Source organism: Sporosarcina sp. FSL W7-1349, assembly GCF_038003045.1.
GTDB lineage: Bacteria > Bacillota > Bacilli > Bacillales_A > Planococcaceae > Sporosarcina.
The window spans coordinates 834862-853615 of the sequence record NZ_JBBOOK010000001.1; the positions used below are offsets into that span (position 1 = coordinate 834862).

Genomic DNA, 18754 nt, shown 5'->3' on the forward strand with positions numbered 1-18754 from the left:
GAAAAGAGCCGGCATGAGCCAGCCCTTATATTGCATCTTCCTACTTCACGGATTGGACTAATTGCTCACGCAACAGAAACTTCTGGATTTTGCCACTGGCATTGCGCGGCAACGCATCGACGAAAGAATAGGAGCGTGGTCGTTTGTAAGCGGCGAGACCTTCATGATTCTTACAAAAGTCCTCTAACTCGTCCGCAGTCAGATCCGGATCTTTGCTGACGACGACCGCCATGACACGCTCGCCCCATTTCTCATCGGGTACCCCCAGAACAGCTACATCGAGAACCGCTTCATGTTCATAGAGGACATCTTCGACCTCCCGCGGATAAATGTTTTCTCCGCCGCTGATCACCATATCATCAACCCGGTCGGCGACAAAAAGATAGCCGTCTTGATCGAAATAGCCTAAGTCACCCGAATGATACCAGCCATGGGCCAACGCATCTTCGGTCGCCTCGCTGCGGTTGAAGTAGCCGATCATCATACAAGGTCCTTGAACGATGATTTCCCCCACCTCTCCTGGCGGCAAGATGTCATCAGGATCCGCAGGCCCGTCTTCCGAGGGACGGACGACCCGGATCTCGTGATTATGACAAGCTTGGCCAGCAGACCCTGCCTTTGAAATCTGGTCCTCTTCAGTCAGGAATGTGATAGCCGGTCCCATTTCGGTTTGTCCATAAGCCTGGACGAGATCGATGTTCAGGACACGCTGGAGTTCCTTCACTAACACAGGAGCCATCGGAGCAGCACCGTACAGTCCGCGGCGCAATGAACGGACATCGAATGTAGAGACATCCTCTTGCAGCATCATATTCCACATCGTCGGTGCGGCGAATAGGATGGTAATCTTCTCCTCCTCGATCACACGCAGCGCCTCTTTCGGGTTAAATTGGTGCATGATGATATTCGCCGCACCCGATTGGACACGGGGAATGATATTGCAATGCAGCTCGGCACAATGGAACATCGGGGCAATGACCAACCCACGATCGTTTTTCGAGCATTTCAACGCCGTGATGCAAATCAAGCTCTGTTCCGCCATGGCACGATGGCGATGCATGACCCCTTTTGGATGCCCGGTCGTTCCGCTAGTGTACATGATGGCATACAAGTCGTTTTCATCCACATCGACATCCGGCGGTGTACTGGCAGCGTTCCGGACCTTTTTCCCGAAACTCTCCGCATAAGCCGGAGCTTGGTCATCGATAAACCAAAATTGAATGTCCGGAAAATCGTCACGGATGGCGGACACGGTCTCTTCCAAGGCGCTCTCAAATAAAAGGATTTTCGGCTCGGCATCTTTTAAAATATAGGCCAATTCTTTCGGTTTTAATCGAAAATTGATCGGATTGAAAACCGCCCCGATTTTGGCAGTGGCAAACAAAGTGGATGCCAATTCACTTGCGTTAAACAGGAAGGCAGACACCCGATCGCCCTTCTCCACGCTGGCGTCCGCGAATGCGTTCGCTAGCCGATTCACCTCGGTCCCCCATTCTCCATACGTCCATCTGATTCCCTTTCGCAAGTCGACAATCGCTTCCCTGTCAGGATATTTCTGCACCGTCAAATCAAAAATCTTCCCTACCGTTGCATACAATTGCGCTTCCTCCCGTCTCTTATTTGGAGTCGGTAAAGTGAATCTACCTATCTTCACTTTATTTGAAAAGTCAGATATTTGCAACAGGTTTTTGGTTTGTGTGCCTGGTAGTTTTAGTACTAGGCACACAAACGCAACAAACACGATTGTCTCAATTTTTATCGCCAAGCCAACATGCAATGACGACCATGGCGGTGTACAAGGACATGATAATGGCGTGGGTGAAATGATGGTTCGCTGTCCAGTCATAGACCATCGCGATTAAGAGCGGCAAGAGCCCGCCGATGATGAACCCACCTGTTTGCATCATTGCTGTCCAAGAATTGGTTTCTTCCGCGGTTTCCGTTTCGTGCATAGGCAACAGGAGCGCAATGGGAAACAGGCCGCCGAGCGGGAATCCCATCAGGATAGCTCCGATCCACATGGCGAGTGGCAAGCCGGTCCACAGCAATACAGTTGCAGCCATGCCGGATCCGGCGAGGAACCAAATCCAGTTTCGTCTCGCCGGATACCGCTGCATCAAGAGCGGCAGGACGATATTCAACACGATTTGAAAAGTTGTCATCACACTGAGAAGCGTTCCCGCTTGCAATAAAGTCATCCCCGCCGTCGTGGCGAGTGGAACTGTCCAAGTAATAATAGAGAAGAAAGCGGAGGACTGCAATCCGAAGAACAGGAGGAAGAGCCATGCTTTTTTTACTTTCCATGGCGATCTCCCTCTTTCCTTCCGCTCCTTCCTTTCCTGCTGGCGGACGGCCCATTTCCCCCTGCCAGCGAAAAACCAAGCGATCCATCCGAATAGCGACAAGATGCCCCAAATGGATATGGCAAACCGATAGGAACCGGTCGCTTCGAAAAACACGGCCGTCAATCCCGCGCTAATCGTCGCCCCCATCCCCATTCCAAATGAATACAAACCGATGACAGCGGCCGCTTGCTCCGGAAAGTTTTGTTTGATCAATGCGGATAAAAGTGGTCCGATCACCGCAATGGCGATTCCGATGACAAACGCCGTCGGAAGAAGTATGCCATAGCCCGGGACCATTCCTCTGAGTGCAGACATCACACCGATAACGATAATCATCAGATACATCGTTCGACGTAAGCCGATCCGGTGATTTAATACCGGAGCGAGGGAAGCAAAAATACCCATACAGATGACGGGTAAGGCGGTTAACAGACTGACTTGGGTATTCGTCAACGCGAGTTGTTCACGGATCGTTTCCAACATGGGACCGATTGACGTGATGGCCGGCCGCATATTAAGGGAAACGGCAAAAATGGCAATTAAAAGTACACTGTTTTTAAAGAGAGTTCGTTGAGTTTTCATGCTGAAATCCTTCTTTCTATCGAACTTGCGTTTGCCCGTCTAGCAACGTATACTAGTTTGTGAGGAAAGGATGGTGGCCATGAAACTGATCCACTGGGCCTACACGAGAAAATATCAGATCAAAGGTATCTTTGATTCATTTCCAACGACAGTCGTCCTCTTCCGTAAAATTTCTGATTACTATTTCATCTTTTCCATGTCCGGGTTGGATGAAACCTTTTTACCTTCCCGTGCAGACTATGTCCGGATGGAATATTTATTGAATAAAGAACTTGGCACGCTGCAGGCCTATAAGCATCGAAGACGAAGACGGATGACTGCAAAATAATTTAGCCGGAGCCCATTATGCGGGCTCCGGCCTTATTATTTTATAGGAAAGTGAAACCTATTCCAATCCAACGACCTTACTCAGACAATTCAGCGAATAGCACCATGTCAATGAATGACATTCATCCCTTCCAAAATCACTTTCGCGTCCTCTGTAAAATAAGGCTTCACATCATCACGTACTAATAGATCGAAATTATTTTTCACGGATAATTTTAATCCCCGGATATCAAAACGGGAAGCATATGTATTGATCGAATGGATGACATTTAACTCTTGGCGATTTAAAGGGCTCTCCGTTTGATCATTTAAAAAATCGAGCAACGCCCTTGCATTGGAACGAAGATGATGGCGATTTTCATTCAATAATTCCATATTGTCCTCGATATATCGTCTGGCGGACACGAGGTCCAAAGACTCCATGCTTTTGTTGATGGCTAGTAACAACTCTTGAATTTTCACTGCAAACACTCCTATGGCACTAAACTCTCTTTTTTCTTCTTAGGACTATACTCACCAGTGAATATAATAACGTAAAGAGTTTAGAACTACAATAGTGAAATGCTAGAGTGCAGTGTGACGCCACTTCTCATTTGGACTTCCTTCGAAACATCCGATATACAACGAATAGGCTAACGACAAAATACCCTATCGCCCATAAAGCATTCACCCAAAAGTCCCAACCAAGCCATAACATGGAATCGCCCAAATAGCCAATCACCCTTGTAATAGGCGGGACAAGGAGTAGAATCCACTGCAGCCAGCCGACTTTCTCGATTATCCCTTCTGCCGCGATTGACACGACAGTGATCAGCATAGCAGACAACCAAGCGAACTTCTGGGAAGAGGCGGATGTATTCGCAAAAAAAGCGCCGACCGAGATGCCGAATAACGCCAAGATCACATGGGCATAAATGGCAAGGCTCAGGTGAATCGGCTGTACGGCCTCTTTAAAGCTATCGATGAGGATCGGATACCCAATAGCAAATCCGGTCAATAAGATGGCCGCAAATAGGCAGACGAGCCATTTCCCCCAAAAGTACATGGACTGCTGAGGCAATTGGACTAACAACAGATTTCTCTCATTAGACGTCTCCAATGAAAAAACCGACATGGCAATCCACACCATCGTCAAATAGACGGTCAGGCAGGTAACGGCATAACTGCTCATGACGGGGACGCCCGAATACGCATAAAACACAAAAATCCACGCACCAAACACAGTGAGGGGCGGAATGAATTTTAAAGATCGTATATAGCTGATGACCTGGTATCGGATAAACCCCTGCATTCATTTCCGCTCCTTCAATTCGAGTATGGAACAGCCCTGTTGGAGCAGCTCTTCCAGTAATCGATCACTTCTCTCCACCTCTACCGTCCATTTTGCAATTTGGCCATTGATTTCCATTGGACGGATCGTCAGGCTGGACAATGCTTCCTTGTTCGGAATCCGTGCCCGGATCACCATTTGAGCTTGATTGCGATTCGTCATCATCTCTCCGGTTTCGATTTGAAGAATATGCGTTGCCAGTTTTCTTACAAACCATTCCTCGTGGGACGTAAAGATAATGGCCGTCTTTCCATCACTCAATATTTTAAGCAATTGTTCTTGGGATGTTTGGTCCAGCCCCGTTAAGGGTTCATCCAATAAGAGTAGTTCGGGTCTTGCGAGCAGTGCCTGAATGATGCCTACTTTTTGCCTCGTCCCTTTGGACACGTGATGGAGCGGCGATCGAAGGTACGGACCGATTCCAAAGAGTTGTGCATACTTCGCTATTTCCAGTTCCGCTGTTTCGTTTGGCATTTTGTGGAAAGTGGAGATTAGGCGTAAATATTCTTTCACCTTAAAGCGCAAGTTTTGCGGAAACTGTTCGGGGACATAGCCAACCCGTTTTGCCTGCCGGATGACATGTCCACGGCTAGGTTCATGGATCCCTGCCAAAATTTGAAGCAATGTACTTTTCCCCGATCCATTTTTTCCGACTACTGCAATCGCCTGTCCCGATTCGCAAACAAATGAAATGGATTGCAGGATCGGAACTCCCTCGATCACTTTTCCTACTTCTCTTGCTTCCAGCACGGACATAGGGTCGCTCCCTTCATCGTTTTCAATGAGCTCGTATAGTGAATTCAATGTTGTCAGTCTGCTTTAAGAAGGGAGTCCCTTCAGTGGAAAACTGAAACTCGATTCCCGATAGATCGTCGGGCAATGCTGGCGATACGATGAATTCCTGGGTTGCCTGTCCCGTCGTGCCGCTCCCGCCTTCCTGCCGGCAATCATACCCCTCCCCGACCGATAAGCGAAAGAAAGGATATTCAGGCCCTTCCCCTTGGCGATCTTTCGTCCCGTCCCAGTTCACATGCAGTTGGACGACGCTCGCATTCTCATACTGCCGAATAAATGTGAGGGAATAGAAATATTTCCCCATCTCGACAGATTGCATGACAGACACGTGTTTTCGAAAGCGCCTCGGCTCCACCCTTGGCCGGAAATGATCTTCCATCTGGATGAGGTTAAATAATGATTTTACATACTCCCCATGCAGACCGAATTCTTCCGCCCAGTCCGCCATCACTTCCTCCGGGGGTTCAATCATCTGCTTGTCTGTAAGTACCTTCCGTTGTTTCAACAACGAACAGAATTGCTCGTCCAAGCGGTGAAGCTGGTCATCATATTTTGTCAATTTCCCATCCCCCTTTTCTTACAAATAGTTTAGCAGAAATAGGTTTAATTCGGTGAAAAAGGGGTATAAGGCTATTATCGGATTACATGTTTTTTAATGAGATCGGATAGGAGGTGATTCAGTTGCGGACAGTCCAAGGGATTTCCAGCGTCCTCGCTTATCTCGACTCGGTCGACTACCACGTGACGGAAGAAAACGTCCAGGCCCTTTTGGCTGATATGGACGTGACCTCCGACAACCGTTCAAGCCACTTTAATTTGGATCACATAGACTGGTGGATCAACCAGCAACAGCATTTGGAACTATGAAAACAACGAAGAGCCCCTGCTAATCCCGGCACTGACCACCTTTTTTGAGACAAGTAAAAAACACCTTATTATGCAGCCATTTGCCGGTATTGTACCGGTGATTGGCTGTTTAATTTCGTTTGAATGCGGATATTGTTATAATAAGTAATATATTCTTCGACAATCTGCATCACATGCGCATTGGTAGTGCGATAGATGTCGTCGAGGTAGAACGTTTCCGACTTTAGCGAGGAGTGGAACGTTTCGATTGGGGAATTATCAGCGGGTGTGCCTTTACGGGACATGCTCATGGTAATTCCCTTTTCTTTTACTGCCATTTGATAGGCATATGATGTATAAACCGAGCCTTGATCGCTATGCAACATACAGCCCTCCGGTAAGTCCGGTAATTGATGCAACGTATCCAAAACGAAAGTGGTGTCCTGGATGAAACCGATGGTTTGGGCCACAATTTCTCCGTTGTAGACATCAAGGATACTTGAAAGATACATCATGGATTGGCCGAAGGGCAAGTAGGTAATATCTGTCACCAACTTCTCCAAAGGCTTAGAAGCAGTAAAATCCCTCTCTAACAGGTTCGGTGCTACATGTGCGGGCTGCCCGGTACGTTTGCGTCTCTTCACTTTCACACGGCACTGCCAACCATGTTTCTGCATGACATGTTGTACCGTCTTCTCACAGACTCCTGGATATTGAGCCGCAATCTTCCGGTACCCATATCGGAATTTATGCTTCTTACACAATTCGCCAATCTGCCGATCCCGCGCCTCCTTTGGTGTCTCATTCCCCTCTTGGGCTTTCCAGCGATAATACGATGAACGACTGATACCCATGTGTCGGCAGATCTCTCCTATAGACATATCTCCACTCCATTCTTCCACTAACTGAATCACAACTTTTGGCGCCACTTCCTTTCCAATTCTGCGTACTTTTTTAATACTTCGACCTGTTGTCTCAGAAAGCGATTTTCAGCCTGCAATCTCGCTGTCTCACTTTCATACTCGGGTCCTTTGCCGAAGGCATATTGCTTGCCGACCGGTTGTGCAAGACGGTGCAATTCACCATTCCGATACCATCGCATCCAAGTTTTCAGCTGTGTATAGTTCCGGATGTTCAGTTCCTCCATTACTTCTTTCACAGGAACACCCGCTAACCGCATTTCAATCGCCTTCAATTTCACTTCTTCTGGATAACTAACTCTAGTTCCCATAGAAAAAACACCTCCACGTTGATGTATTAAGGTTCAATACCCGTTTTTCAACGTAAGGTGTTTTTATTTGTCTCATTTTCTTAGGTCAGTTCCCCCCAAGCAGGGGTTTTTTGTTGTTTTTATTCTTATTTTCGACGACCGTTCATAGACTACTAAAAACGGAGTTGACTCCTTATGGCTAAATCGATCGACATTTCTACGTCAAAGCATCATTTGAAATTATTTGAGAACGGCAGGTTAATCAAAACCTATCCGATCGGGGTCGGGAGGATGGTCACCCCTACGCCCGCCGGCACTTATACAATCATTAATAAGCAACGGAATCCGGGCGGTCCTTTCGGGGTTTTTTGGATGGGATTATCGAAACCGCATTACGGCATCCATGGAACGAATAATCCTTCTTCTATCGGAAAAAATGTTTCAAAAGGCTGCATCCGGATGCATAACCGGGATGTTTTGGAATTGGCAGCTGCTGTTCCAATCGGGACCCGGGTAGCGATCCATAAATAACAAAAGGTTGTCCCAGACTATCAGCTACACTGACTGTCTGGACAACCTTTGTCTTATTTCACTTCAGATGCGTATCCAAAAACCGGACCATCGCATTGTAAAATTCAATCCGATTCTCTTCCTTCTGGAAGCCATGGCCTTCGTTTTCTTTCAACATATATTCCACGTCAATTCCTCTTGCTCGTAACGCTTCAACAATTTGGTCGGATTCCGCTTGGTTGACCCGTGGATCATTCGCTCCTTGCGCGACGAATAATGGAGTTTTGATCTTGTCCGCATGGAAAACTGGCGAGACCGCTTCGAGAAGCTCTTTATCTTCGACTGGATGGCCAACTCGTTTATAGAGGTCGTTGCGGATCGTTTCCCAGTATGGAGGGATGGTTTCCAATAAAGTGAAAATATTAGAAACACCGACATAGTCTACTGCAGCGGCGTACAAATCTGGAGTGAAGGTGATACCGGCTAACGTGGCATAACCGCCAAAGGATGCGCCATAAATTCCGATTCGGTCTGGATCCGCAATACCCTGGTCAATCGCCCACTGGACTCCATCCGTTATATCATCCTGGATTTTCAGTCCCCACTGCTTATTGCCTGCATCGAGGAACTCTTTTCCATAACCGGAGGACGACCTGAAATTCACTTGAAGGACAGCATATCCCCGGTTGGCAAGAAGCTGGACTTCCGGATTGAAGCCCCACATATCCCGTGCCCAAGGACCTCCATGCGGATTGACAATCAGCGGCAAGTTTTCCGGCTTTTTATTTTTCGGCATTGTCAAATACCCATGGATGGTCAATCCATCTCGGCTTTTATACGAGATCGGATGCATGTCTGCCAATTGATCCGGATCCAGCCAGGAACCCAGCTCTGCTAATGTTGTCAATGCCTTCGTTGTGGAATCGTAATAATAATAGGTTCCATACACTTTATCACTCGTTACCGCGACGATGAATTTCGTCATTTCTTTATTATAATCAACTATCAGCAGTTCACTTTCGCTGACGTTCAATTTGCTTTTCAATTCATTGAATAGCGCCTCGAAGTTTTTGTCATGGAATTCGTAATGCCGTTTATCCGTCATGTATAGGCTATACAAGATTTTATCTTGTGTCCGATCATAGACACCGTTTAGCACATCCACTTGCTTGTTGGAATACATGACTTCTTCGTTTGCTTGTAAATCCAGTTTCACCAATTCAACCTTATCCCGGTCTTTATTGGACAAGGCGTAAATGGATTGGTTATCCTTTGAAAATGCAATTGGTGTTATCGTATCCCCTTTTGCTGTCTGGACAAATGGCCTGAACTCGTCCTTTTCTGAATCCCGGTATAACACCGTGCTATCGACGCCATCGGATTCTACAGCCATTCTGATTTTCCCGTCATGATCCGCCAGCCAGCTAACGATATTGCCAGGATTTTTAGCTACATGCGTCGTTTCACCCGTCTTAATATTCAGTTTATAGACATCGAAAACGGTCGGATCTTCCTTGTTCATCGTAATGAGAATTTCATCTTTGATACCCTGTAAAACGCTAAGCAATTCTACACGTACTCCCGGATAAGGAGTTAAATCCCTTTCTTCCTGGCCTTTGAAACTGGAGGAATAAATATGGTAATTCTCATCTCCCCCGCCGTCTTTCAAATAGAGGATTTGATCATCTTTCCAGAAAGATGCGACGATATCGTGATCCTTTGAACTTGTCACACGTACCGGTTCGCTGTCTTCCCCCATCTCCTTGACAAATACGTTAAAACGGTTTTCCCATGAAGAAGAATAGGAAATATAATTCCCATCCGGTGATAGTTCATAGCCGAAGTCCCCAGGGTTTTTCATGAAGTCTTCGACTGAAATCTCATCAACACCAGCATCCGTAATTCCGTGAGCAGGAGCTGTTTTGTAACCAGATAGAACGGTTGAAAGCTCAGCGGCTGTTAATGGAGCATTCACTTGGACATGTGCGTTGAAAAGGCGTTGGGTTTTAGCGGTATTTAAATAATCTTCCAACGATTTTTCATCATCCTCAATCCCGAGTGCCCGAATCGTAATCCGTGCGGCTTCTCCATTTGTAATGGCTGCTTTTCTGCCGTCCAATTCACCTGGGAGCACCCATCGGTTGACAATTTCGTCGCGCATCTCTTCTGAAGCATGTTGGTACGAGAACTCTTTCAAAGCAGCATCAAGAAAGTCATCCACGGAAACAAATTTTTCAATCGGCTGTTCCAATTGTTGCCCTACCGACGCAGGTGACCGATCCGTTTCCGTCGCCAGCGCCCCTAATGGATAGGATCCAATTAACGCCGCTGAAAAAACCGACAGTATAACCTTTTTCCTCACTTCTCATTCCTCCCTTTTTATGTTCTCAATAAAATAGTACTAGGACATCATTCCAGTTGTCAAACAATTCCTGTAAAGGAAACTTTACTGTGGAAATTTCAAATTAAGACCGACCGGACTTGCAGTTAAGATGGACAACGTCGGCAATCTCATACTGAATACGCACAAAAAATAACATCAAAGAGCGGGTTTTCTAAGTGGAGATTGCGGTTTCCGCCTAACATCCCTTTCAGGAAAATTGCTACTGAGAATTATTCCGTGGTATACTAGAAGTATTGTGAATTTAGGAGGATTTCGAATGATAGCAGTTTCTAATGTAAGTCTTCAGTTCGGTGACCGCAAGCTGTTTGAAGACGTCAATATACAGTTCAACCCCGGCCATTGTTATGGTTTGATCGGCGCGAACGGTGCGGGTAAATCGACTTTCCTGAAAGTATTATCGGGTGAAATCGATCCACAATCAGGAAATGTCATCATGGAAAAAGATGCACGACTAGCCGTTTTGAAACAGAACCACTTCGAATATGAAGAAAATGAAGTGCTCGATACGGTCATCATGGGCCATAAACGGTTATATGACATTATGGCAGAGAAAAATGCCATCTACATGAAAGAGGATTTCTCGGATGAGGATGGCATGCGCGCCGCTGAACTGGAAGGCGAATTTGCGGAATTGAACGGTTGGGAAGCGGAATCGGAAGCCGCTATTCTCCTGCAAGGACTTGGCATTTCCGAGGCACTCCACCACGTGAAAATGGCGGAATTGACGGGTTCCGAAAAAGTGAAAGTGTTGCTCGCCCAAGCATTGTTCGGCAAGCCGGACGTTCTTCTACTGGATGAGCCGACGAACCACTTAGACTTGAAAGCAATCCAATGGCTCGAAGAATTCCTGATCGAATTCGATAACACTGTCATCGTCGTCTCCCACGACCGTCACTTTTTGAATAAAGTCTGTACGCAAATCGCGGATCTCGACTTTTCAAAAATCCAGCTGTACCCGGGCAACTATGATTTCTGGTATGAATCCAGCCAGCTTGCCCTAAAGATGGCACAAGACCAGAACAAGAAAAAAGAAGAGAAGATCAAAGAACTTCAAGCTTTCGTCGCCCGTTTCAGTGCGAATGCATCCAAATCGAAACAAGCGACTTCACGTAAAAAGGCTTTGGAAAAAATCCAATTGGATGATATTCGTCCATCTTCCCGCCGCTATCCTTTCGTCAACTTCACGATGGGTCGCGAAATCGGAAATGACGTGCTTAGTGTCCAAAACGTATCCAAAACCATAGAAGGAAAAGTGATGTTGAAAAACGCCACCTTCACAATGGGCAAAGAAGACAAAATCATCCTTCTCGGCAATCCTTTGCAGAAAACGGCTTTACTCGAGATCCTGGCAGAACAGGACCAACCGGATGAAGGCAGCATCAAGTGGGGTGTCACGACGTCACGCGCGTACTTCCCTCTCGATAACAACGAGTATTTCGAAGGCGACGAACAAACGCTTGTGGAATGGCTTCGTCAATATTCCCCGGAAGACCAGACCGAGACTTTCCTACGTGGATTCCTCGGACGCATGTTGTTCTCCGGTGAAGAAGTCAATAAGAAGCCTTCTGTCCTCTCAGGAGGCGAAAAGGTACGCTGCATGCTTTCGAAAATGATGTTAACCTCGGCCAACGTCCTATTGCTGGACGAACCGATGAACCACTTGGATCTGGAATCCATCCAAGCACTGAACAATGGCTTGATGGCGTTCAAAGGGGCGATGGTGTTCACATCCCATGACCAACAGTTCATCCAAACGGTAGCCAACCGGATTATCGAAATCCACGAAGATGGAACGATCTTCGATAAAATGATGAACTATGATGAATACTTGGAATGGAAAGACCAACAGCAAGCTGTAAATTAAGAAAAAACCGTTTCCCGCAAATCGGGGAACGGTTTCTCATTTTTTAGAGACATATTGAAAAAATAAATCCACTCCGATGAATTCCGTGATTTTGGGTATACCAATGGCAAAGGAGTGTTTGGAATGGGTAAATTATATGTTGTGATGCTATGTATGATGCTGCTACTCTTAGGAGCTTGCGGAAAACCGGATTCGACCGCAATGGATAATTCAGGTACGTCCAAAGGGTCGGCGACAACAGAAAATGGAACGTCTAATCCGGGTGAAGGGAAAGAACATGCAGAAGCGATTGAGATGATTAATTATTTCCCTCCGGACGGGACACAAGCAAGGTTTGAAGGGATGGGAAATGAATTTGCGGAGTTTGAAATCGAAGTCGCTCACCCTACCGAACATTACGTCATTATTCACGAGAATAATGGCGGGGCGATTGTCCGGCGGATTTTCAGGTTGGAGCCAGATGCCATCAACATTTTAGAGGAACAAGTTGTCGAAAATAAAGAGGACTTCCCTGACTTGCCTGCTTTGGAAGAGATGACGCCCACCGGAGTCTATTTGAAAAAGCCATTCACCAAGGGAGCGACTTTTGGTTTCTGGACCATTGTCGATACCGATGCCACGGTAGAAACCCCGTATCAAACATTTGATCAAGCATTGGTCATTGAAGAGAAAGGGAAAGATTACATCAATCGTAAATATTTTGTCGAGGGAATTGGTGAGGTGAAACGCGAGTCCGTCATGCAGACAACCGACGGCGAGGAATTCACCGTAACCTCTTCTTTGGAATCGATCGATGATTTATGAGGAAAAAAGAGGCACCCGATTTCGAGTGCCTCTTCGATTTGACGAATTAAAGTTTTACAACATTAGCAGCCTGTAGTCCGCGGTTTCCTTCCACCACGTCGAACTCCACTTGTTGACCTTCGTCCAATGACTTGAATCCTTCACCCTCGATTGCTGAGAAGTGTACGAATACGTCATCCTCGCCTTCCACTTCGATGAATCCGAAGCCTTTTTCTGCATTGAACCATTTTACTGTACCTTGTTTCATACCAAAACCTCCAAAATGATAATTCTTTAATATATGATTTTCCCCAAAAGAAAAATTCACATATTACAAAAAGTACCGACGATGCCGATCACTTTTTGTAATATGTGAATACGCTCATTTCGGTGTTTCTTATATTTAATAACACTTGGATAATGTTCCCGATTAAAACAACTATATCATATTCAAGTTCAATGTCAACTGATAATTTAAATATTTCGAATTGTTCAATAGCCGTCCTCTTTATGTAATAGAAGCATGACGCCATGATACACTTGAAGATCCTCATCGCATCCTTCACAAAAGACTTTCTCCCGCTCCGTCCAGAATGCGTAAAAAAATTCTTTTTTTACCGCTTCATGTTCATATTTCCCTCGAAACTCATCAAGTAAACGTCCGAAATAAGCAGTTGCCTCTTCCCTATTTTCAAATGTTTGACGGAGCCGGACTTTTTCTTCCCAGTCATCGAACATCCACCACGGTTCATAATCTGCTTTCATGTAAATCACTTCATACATCTTTCATCCTCCGTTCACACATAGGTGAATGTTTTTCATTTTATCAAAAAACGCGGTAAAGTCCAAGTGAAGACGCTTACAAAACCTACATAAAACATTGTCTGAAACTTGTTTTCTTTCTGACAGCTCGTATAATAGGTATATAGGAGTGGGAAGGAAGTGTTATTTTTGAGGTTAACAATTCAACGAAAGGTAATTTTAGGATTCACTATTGTGTTATTCCTCCTAATTATAATCGGCGGACTCGGTTTTTTAACAGCTCAACATGTGAATAAAGAATTTACTTCATTGATTGAAAACCAATCGGAAAAAGTGAACTTGCTTGATAAAATGATGATTAGCCACGCCCAGATTGTCGGAGATGTCCGAGGGTATTTCCTCTATCAGGACGAGAAGTTCATGCAGACGGTCAGCGAACATGGGGACGATCTGAAACAATACACCGATGAGCTGCAAAGCATGGTGAATCAGACGGAACTTCAGTCATTGATCGCCGATATACAAGCCGCGAGGGAGAAGTATCAAGCGCTTACCGAAGAAGCGATGATTGTTCATAAAGCCGGCGATATGGACGGCTTTAACAAATTGGCAGCGGAAGCCGCAATTGCCAATTCCGCTTACTTGGAGAATGCCGAACAGTTGAAACAGGTTTTGGAGACACAGCTGGCGGAGGCTAAGTTCGATATCGGAAATTTAGTGCAGTCATCGAACCTTCTTAACATCATTCTAGTCGCCTCTTCCATCCTGATTGGATTGATCGTCACCTTTTTAGTGGACCGTGTCATTTCCCGTCCGATTAAAGAAACAACGAAAGCGATTGAAGAAGTTGCTGCGGGCAATCTGAGTTTAGCTCCCTTGAACGTGAAAAACAAAGATGAAATCGGTCAAATGGCTGCATCGCTCAATCAAATGCTGACGACTTGGAACGGGGTCGTCCGGCGGATGAATGATGCAGCAGTCGAACTGGCTGCCCGTTCGGAGGAATTATCCGCCAGCTCGGAGGAAAGCTATGCTTCATCTCAAATGGTGGCGCAATCGGCTGCCCATCACCTAGAAAATAGCGAGAAACAATTGAATCATGTAAATGAATCGACTGAAGCCATGATTGAATTGGACCAAGGCATTGAGCAGATCGGCCGGAATAATGACGAGATGCATAGCTCTGCCGATGACATGTCCTCCCTCATCGGACGCGGGATCCTCATGGTGCGGGACGTATCCACGAGCATGGATGACATCCATTCTACAATCCGGGAGTCGACTCGCAGTGTGGAAGTAATGGAGAAGAAATCAGTGGAAATCCAACAAGTGACGGCCCTCATCACCGAAATCTCCGAGCAGACGAACTTGCTCGCTTTGAATGCTGCCATCGAAGCGGCACGCGCGGGTGAGCACGGAAAAGGGTTTGCCATCGTTGCGGATGAAGTGCGGCGACTTGCGGAAGAGTCAAAAGTGTCCGCGACAAAAATCGAGGAGATGATTAAGGATGTTCATACCGCGGCGGAACAAGCCGTTCATTCCATAAAGTCAGGGAACTCGAAAGTGGCCAATGGCTTGGAGAGATCAGCCCAATCGCTCTCGATTTTTGGAGACATCGAAGTTTCGGTAGACGGCGTCAATTCCAAAATCGATGCGGTATCATCGGCAATTGATCAGATTCAATTGAAATCGCAAGACGTATACAAGAGTTCAGGACAATTGAAACAGTTGGCGGAACAAGCGGCAGCCGGAGCACGGGAGACAAGCGCCGTAACCCAAGAGCAAGCGGCCGCCATGGAAATGATCACGAGCAGTACGGAAGCCCTCGCCTCCCTAGCCGAGGGATTGCGCACCGAGGTGCAGCAATTTAATATATGATGGTAAGGTGCCCTGCATGCGATTTCGCATAGGAGCACCTTTTCTTAATTGAAAAACATGTGTTATGACGCAGAATCGGTTATAATTGATTATAGAATTGAAACTTTCATATAAGGTCGGACGTATAAATGATATAGATAAAGGAGGCCCGGCACATCATGCATGAGATCAAACAGTTTTTCACACGGCATTTCATCGTTGCACCGATCAGCTTCGGATCGTGGCTCTATTTCATAATGGGTGTAGGCTGGAATATCGTGGCGGCGACTGCCCTGCTGATTGCCATTTACTTGGGCGGCACCTTCACGGTCAAGCAGCTGCAACATACATCCAATATAAAAAAACTCGGGATGTCACGGTCTGAGTATAATCATATAAAAGGGCAAATTGCAGAAGCCCGCATGAAGATCAAAAAACTGAACAGCTTATACGGACAAGTGAGATCTGTGCAAGCTTTCAAGCAACTCTATGAAATGAACAATCTCTCGAGGAAGATTTTGAACATCGTACGAACCAACCCACGGAAGTTCTACCATGTCGAACCATTTTTCTATGCCCATCTCGATTCCGCAGTCGAATTGACTTCGAAATACGCGATGCTGGTCAATCAGCCGTTGAAAGATAAAGACTTGCGCATCGCCTTGCAAAATACCCGTGAAACGCTGGGAGATGTGAATCGGCAATTGGAACAGGATCTTCGGGGCGCCCTCGCCTCGGATATCGAAAAACTCCAGATGGAAATCGACTTTGTCGATGTATCCATTAATAAGAAAAAGCCGATTCTGGAAATGAAAGGAGATCCAAACCATGACTCAAAATGAGGTAACGAAACATGAAGTGAAAACTTTCGACGATTTATTAGACAATCCATTCGATATGCAGGAACCTTTATTGCCGAAAGAAATGCAGACGAACGAAGTAAGCGCGGGCACCAAGTTGATGGATCGGCTATCCCCGGAGGAGCGCGAGAAGGCGAAACAGCTGGCCGATCAGATTCCAGTTGGCAACTATGAAGCGATTTTGACATACGGCGCCAATGCCCAAGGTGAGTTGTCACGCTTCTCTCACCAGATGCTCGATCATGTGCAAAATAAGGATATCGGACCTGTCGGTGATGTATTGAAAGATCTGATGGACAAATTGTCCGAGATCGATCCCGATGACTTAAGCGAGAAGAAAAAGTCCCCTCTCGGCCGGCTGTTCGGCAAAGTATCGAGGTCGATCCAAGAGATGATGACGAAGTATCAGAAATTGAGTACGCAAATCGACCGGATCGGCATCCAATTGGAGCATTCGAAACGCGGCCTGCTCGAAGATGTACAGATGCTCGACAATTTATATGAACAGAATAAAACGTATTTCCAAGCGTTAAACGTTTATATTGCAGCTGCAGAGTTGAAACGGGATGAAATCGCCAACGTCATCCTCCCCGAGCTGCGTCGGAAAGCGGAATTATCCAATGACCAAATGGATTTCCAGGAAGTGAACGATATGGCTCAATTTTTAGACCGGCTGGAGAAACGGACATATGATCTACAGTTATCGAGACAAATCACAATCCAGAGCGCTCCACAAATCCGGATGATCCAACAGACGAATCAGACATTAGCGGAAAAAATCCAAGCTTCCATCATGACGTCGATTCCGCTATGGAAAAATCAGATTGCCATCGCCTTGACTTTGAACCGTCAAGCGAAAGCGGTCGAGTCGCAAAAACTCGTGACGAAAACGACGAACGATCTTCTTCTAAAGAACTCGGAAATGTTGAAAATCAATTCCATTGAAACGGCGAAAGAGAATGAGCGCGGCATCATTGAAATTGAGACATTGAAGAAAACGCAGGAAAATCTAATCCAGACGATCGAAGAAACACTCGTCATCCAAGCAGATGGACGCGCGAAACGAAAAGCAGCCGAAATCGAAATCGGACGAATGGAAGAAGAATTGAAACAGCGTCTCCTCGCTGTCCATGATAAAACACAAAACCGCCCAAGCTAAGGGCGGTTTTTGATTAATTTCTCCGTCAGACTTATTACCTCTTTCTAAAACTTAAAAGTTTGGCCGATAATTTTTGACAGACCTCATTATGTTGATTGAAAGTTTCACATTCAACAAACAGAAGGGCCTGGTTAGGTTTCGATTTAGAAGGTTTGATTTCTTTAATTGTGCTTTTGACATGTAACACATCATTGGGCCGAGTAGGACGCGGCCATTCAATTTCTCCGCCAGCCCCAATCACCCCATGGGCAAAAGGCAGACTCTCCGTTAATAATTTCATCGTAATCGCCGCGGTATGCCAACCACTGGCAGCTAATCCTTTGAAAAAAGTATCTTCTGCTCGATTCTCATCACAATGAAACGCTTGAGGGTCATACTCATGTGCAAATTTTTTTATTTTGTCTGCATTTAGATGATATTGTCCACTGATAAACGTATCCCCCACTTTTAAATCATCAAGATAAAGTGCCTGCTTCACCATTATGATCCCCCTCCAACTCGTAATAATTCAATTCATCAGTTAATTAGAATATATCATATTGCATATAGTTTGTACACAAGCAATTTGTGTGCGAGTTATTTGTGTACAAGTTATTTGATAAAACATCCCAGGTCTCTTCCCTAGAATGTTTTATCATTTGCGTGAAATATAATCCGAATCAGCTTCTCTTAGTCTTCTTCCTTATTCCGATCTCAAAAAGCATGTTCTTAAATTGCCGAAATTCCTCATCGTCAAATCCCGCCATTACTTCTTCATTCATTTCATCCATCTTCTGACATAATGGGGCCTCCATCGATTTTCCTTTCTCTGTCAAAAATATTATCTTATTCCGTCTGTCATTGGAATCAACTCGTCGTTCAATAAAACCGTTTTGTTCCAACCGATCAACGATACCTGTTATAGTGGCGCTGTCCAAAAGAAGTTTTTCAGCTAATTCATAACCTAATTGTCCGTCCTTTTCCCAAAGGAGACAAAGCAAGGCATATTGAACAGGAGTCACACCAAACGGGGTAAGTTTGGATTTGCTCACTTGATTCACACTTTGCAATGCTTTACTGAGAAGGAAATGAATACAAACATTTAATTTCTCCAACAAATTCCCACCTTTTTTAAAATCTT

At 45.6% G+C, this 18754-nt stretch carries 20 protein-coding genes; 8 read left to right on the forward strand and 12 right to left on the reverse strand.

Annotated elements, in window-relative coordinates; all coding sequences use genetic code 11:
* Window positions 1-40: 40 nt before the first annotated feature.
* Both MKY41_RS04175 and MKY41_RS04180 read right to left on the reverse strand, forming a co-directional pair.
* Window positions 41-1597 (reverse strand): fatty acid--CoA ligase, encoded by a 1557-nt coding sequence (locus MKY41_RS04175; protein ID WP_340743843.1) that lies wholly within the window; start codon window positions 1595-1597, stop codon window positions 41-43.
* Window positions 1598-1748: 151 nt separating this feature from the next.
* Entirely contained in the window at window positions 1749-2927 is a 1179-nt protein-coding gene (locus MKY41_RS04180; RefSeq protein ID WP_340743844.1) for an MFS transporter, read from the reverse strand.
* Between the two features lie 79 nt (window positions 2928-3006).
* Between MKY41_RS04180 and MKY41_RS04185 the strand changes: the two genes are divergently transcribed.
* Entirely contained in the window at window positions 3007-3255 is a 249-nt protein-coding gene (locus tag MKY41_RS04185; RefSeq protein ID WP_340743845.1) for a hypothetical protein, read from the forward strand.
* Between the two features lie 107 nt (window positions 3256-3362).
* Here MKY41_RS04185 and MKY41_RS04190 read toward each other — a convergent pair whose 3' ends face one another.
* From MKY41_RS04190 to MKY41_RS04205, 4 genes are all read right to left on the reverse strand, one after another.
* Window positions 3363-3716, reverse strand: a complete 354-nt coding sequence (locus MKY41_RS04190) for a hypothetical protein (RefSeq protein WP_340743846.1) — start codon at window positions 3714-3716, stop codon at window positions 3363-3365.
* 127 nt (window positions 3717-3843) lie between these two features.
* Window positions 3844-4545, reverse strand: coding sequence for a hypothetical protein (locus MKY41_RS04195; RefSeq protein ID WP_340743847.1), 702 nt, complete (start codon window positions 4543-4545; stop codon window positions 3844-3846).
* The gene (locus MKY41_RS04200; RefSeq protein ID WP_340743848.1) at window positions 4546-5340 is read right to left on the reverse strand and encodes an ATP-binding cassette domain-containing protein; all 795 of its coding nucleotides are present in this window, start codon (window positions 5338-5340) and stop codon (window positions 4546-4548) included.
* A gap of 22 nt (window positions 5341-5362) precedes the next feature.
* Window positions 5363-5938: a hypothetical protein gene (locus MKY41_RS04205; protein WP_340743849.1), complete on the reverse strand. Its 576-nt coding sequence runs from the start codon at window positions 5936-5938 to the stop codon at window positions 5363-5365.
* Window positions 5939-6060: 122 nt separating this feature from the next.
* Here MKY41_RS04205 and MKY41_RS04210 point away from each other — a divergent pair, with 122 nt between their 5' ends.
* On the forward strand, window positions 6061-6246 hold the full coding sequence (locus MKY41_RS04210) for a hypothetical protein (RefSeq protein WP_340743850.1): 186 nt from the start codon (window positions 6061-6063) through the stop codon (window positions 6244-6246).
* Between the two features lie 68 nt (window positions 6247-6314).
* Here the strand turns inward: MKY41_RS04210 and MKY41_RS04215 are convergent.
* Window positions 6315-7456, reverse strand: a protein-coding gene (locus MKY41_RS04215; protein ID WP_340743851.1) for an IS3 family transposase whose coding sequence is annotated in 2 segments (ribosomal slippage) — window positions 6315-7183 and window positions 7183-7456 — 1143 coding nt in all. Because the reading frame shifts where the segments join, the coding sequence is not laid out codon by codon here.
* A gap of 174 nt (window positions 7457-7630) precedes the next feature.
* On the opposite strand from MKY41_RS04215, the gene MKY41_RS04220 reads away from it, so the two are divergent.
* The gene (locus MKY41_RS04220) at window positions 7631-7966 is read left to right on the forward strand and encodes a L,D-transpeptidase (RefSeq protein ID WP_340743852.1); all 336 of its coding nucleotides are present in this window, start codon (window positions 7631-7633) and stop codon (window positions 7964-7966) included.
* Window positions 7967-8024: 58 nt separating this feature from the next.
* Here the strand turns inward: MKY41_RS04220 and MKY41_RS04225 are convergent, their stop codons facing one another.
* Entirely contained in the window at window positions 8025-10307 is a 2283-nt protein-coding gene (locus tag MKY41_RS04225; protein WP_340743853.1) for a S9 family peptidase, read from the reverse strand.
* 298 nt (window positions 10308-10605) lie between these two features.
* On the opposite strand from MKY41_RS04225, the gene MKY41_RS04230 reads away from it, so the two are divergent.
* Together MKY41_RS04230 and MKY41_RS04235 are read left to right on the forward strand one after the other, a co-directional pair.
* Window positions 10606-12213 carry an ABC-F family ATP-binding cassette domain-containing protein gene (locus tag MKY41_RS04230; RefSeq protein WP_340743854.1) on the forward strand — a complete coding sequence of 536 codons (1608 nt, stop codon included), beginning with the start codon at window positions 10606-10608 and terminating at the stop codon, window positions 12211-12213.
* 123 nt (window positions 12214-12336) lie between these two features.
* Window positions 12337-13017 (forward strand): hypothetical protein, encoded by a 681-nt coding sequence (locus tag MKY41_RS04235; protein WP_340743855.1) that lies wholly within the window; start codon window positions 12337-12339, stop codon window positions 13015-13017.
* Between the two features lie 46 nt (window positions 13018-13063).
* Here MKY41_RS04235 and MKY41_RS04240 read toward each other — a convergent pair whose 3' ends face one another.
* Together MKY41_RS04240 and MKY41_RS04245 are read right to left on the reverse strand one after the other, a co-directional pair.
* On the reverse strand, window positions 13064-13264 hold the full coding sequence (locus tag MKY41_RS04240) for a cold-shock protein (RefSeq protein ID WP_041074802.1): 201 nt from the start codon (window positions 13262-13264) through the stop codon (window positions 13064-13066).
* 224 nt (window positions 13265-13488) lie between these two features.
* Complete coding sequence (locus MKY41_RS04245) at window positions 13489-13779, reverse strand: DUF1033 family protein (RefSeq protein ID WP_340743856.1); 291 nt, start codon at window positions 13777-13779, stop codon at window positions 13489-13491.
* Between the two features lie 168 nt (window positions 13780-13947).
* On the opposite strand from MKY41_RS04245, the gene MKY41_RS04250 reads away from it, so the two are divergent.
* From MKY41_RS04250 to MKY41_RS04260, 3 genes are all read left to right on the forward strand, one after another.
* Window positions 13948-15636, forward strand: a complete 1689-nt coding sequence (locus tag MKY41_RS04250) for a methyl-accepting chemotaxis protein (protein WP_340743857.1) — start codon at window positions 13948-13950, stop codon at window positions 15634-15636.
* Between the two features lie 158 nt (window positions 15637-15794).
* Window positions 15795-16457 carry a 5-bromo-4-chloroindolyl phosphate hydrolysis family protein gene (locus tag MKY41_RS04255; protein WP_340743858.1) on the forward strand — a complete coding sequence of 221 codons (663 nt, stop codon included), beginning with the start codon at window positions 15795-15797 and terminating at the stop codon, window positions 16455-16457.
* Entirely contained in the window at window positions 16444-17634 is a 1191-nt protein-coding gene (locus MKY41_RS04260) for a toxic anion resistance protein (protein ID WP_340743859.1), read from the forward strand. Before MKY41_RS04255 ends, MKY41_RS04260 begins: the two co-directional genes overlap by 14 nt.
* A gap of 34 nt (window positions 17635-17668) precedes the next feature.
* On the opposite strand, the gene MKY41_RS04265 is transcribed toward MKY41_RS04260, so the two are convergent.
* Window positions 17669-18115, reverse strand: coding sequence for a MaoC family dehydratase (locus MKY41_RS04265; RefSeq protein ID WP_340743860.1), 447 nt, complete (start codon window positions 18113-18115; stop codon window positions 17669-17671).
* Between the two features lie 178 nt (window positions 18116-18293).
* Window positions 18294-18728: a MarR family winged helix-turn-helix transcriptional regulator gene (locus tag MKY41_RS04270; protein ID WP_340743861.1), complete on the reverse strand. Its 435-nt coding sequence runs from the start codon at window positions 18726-18728 to the stop codon at window positions 18294-18296.
* Between the last annotated feature and the right edge of the window lie 26 nt (window positions 18729-18754).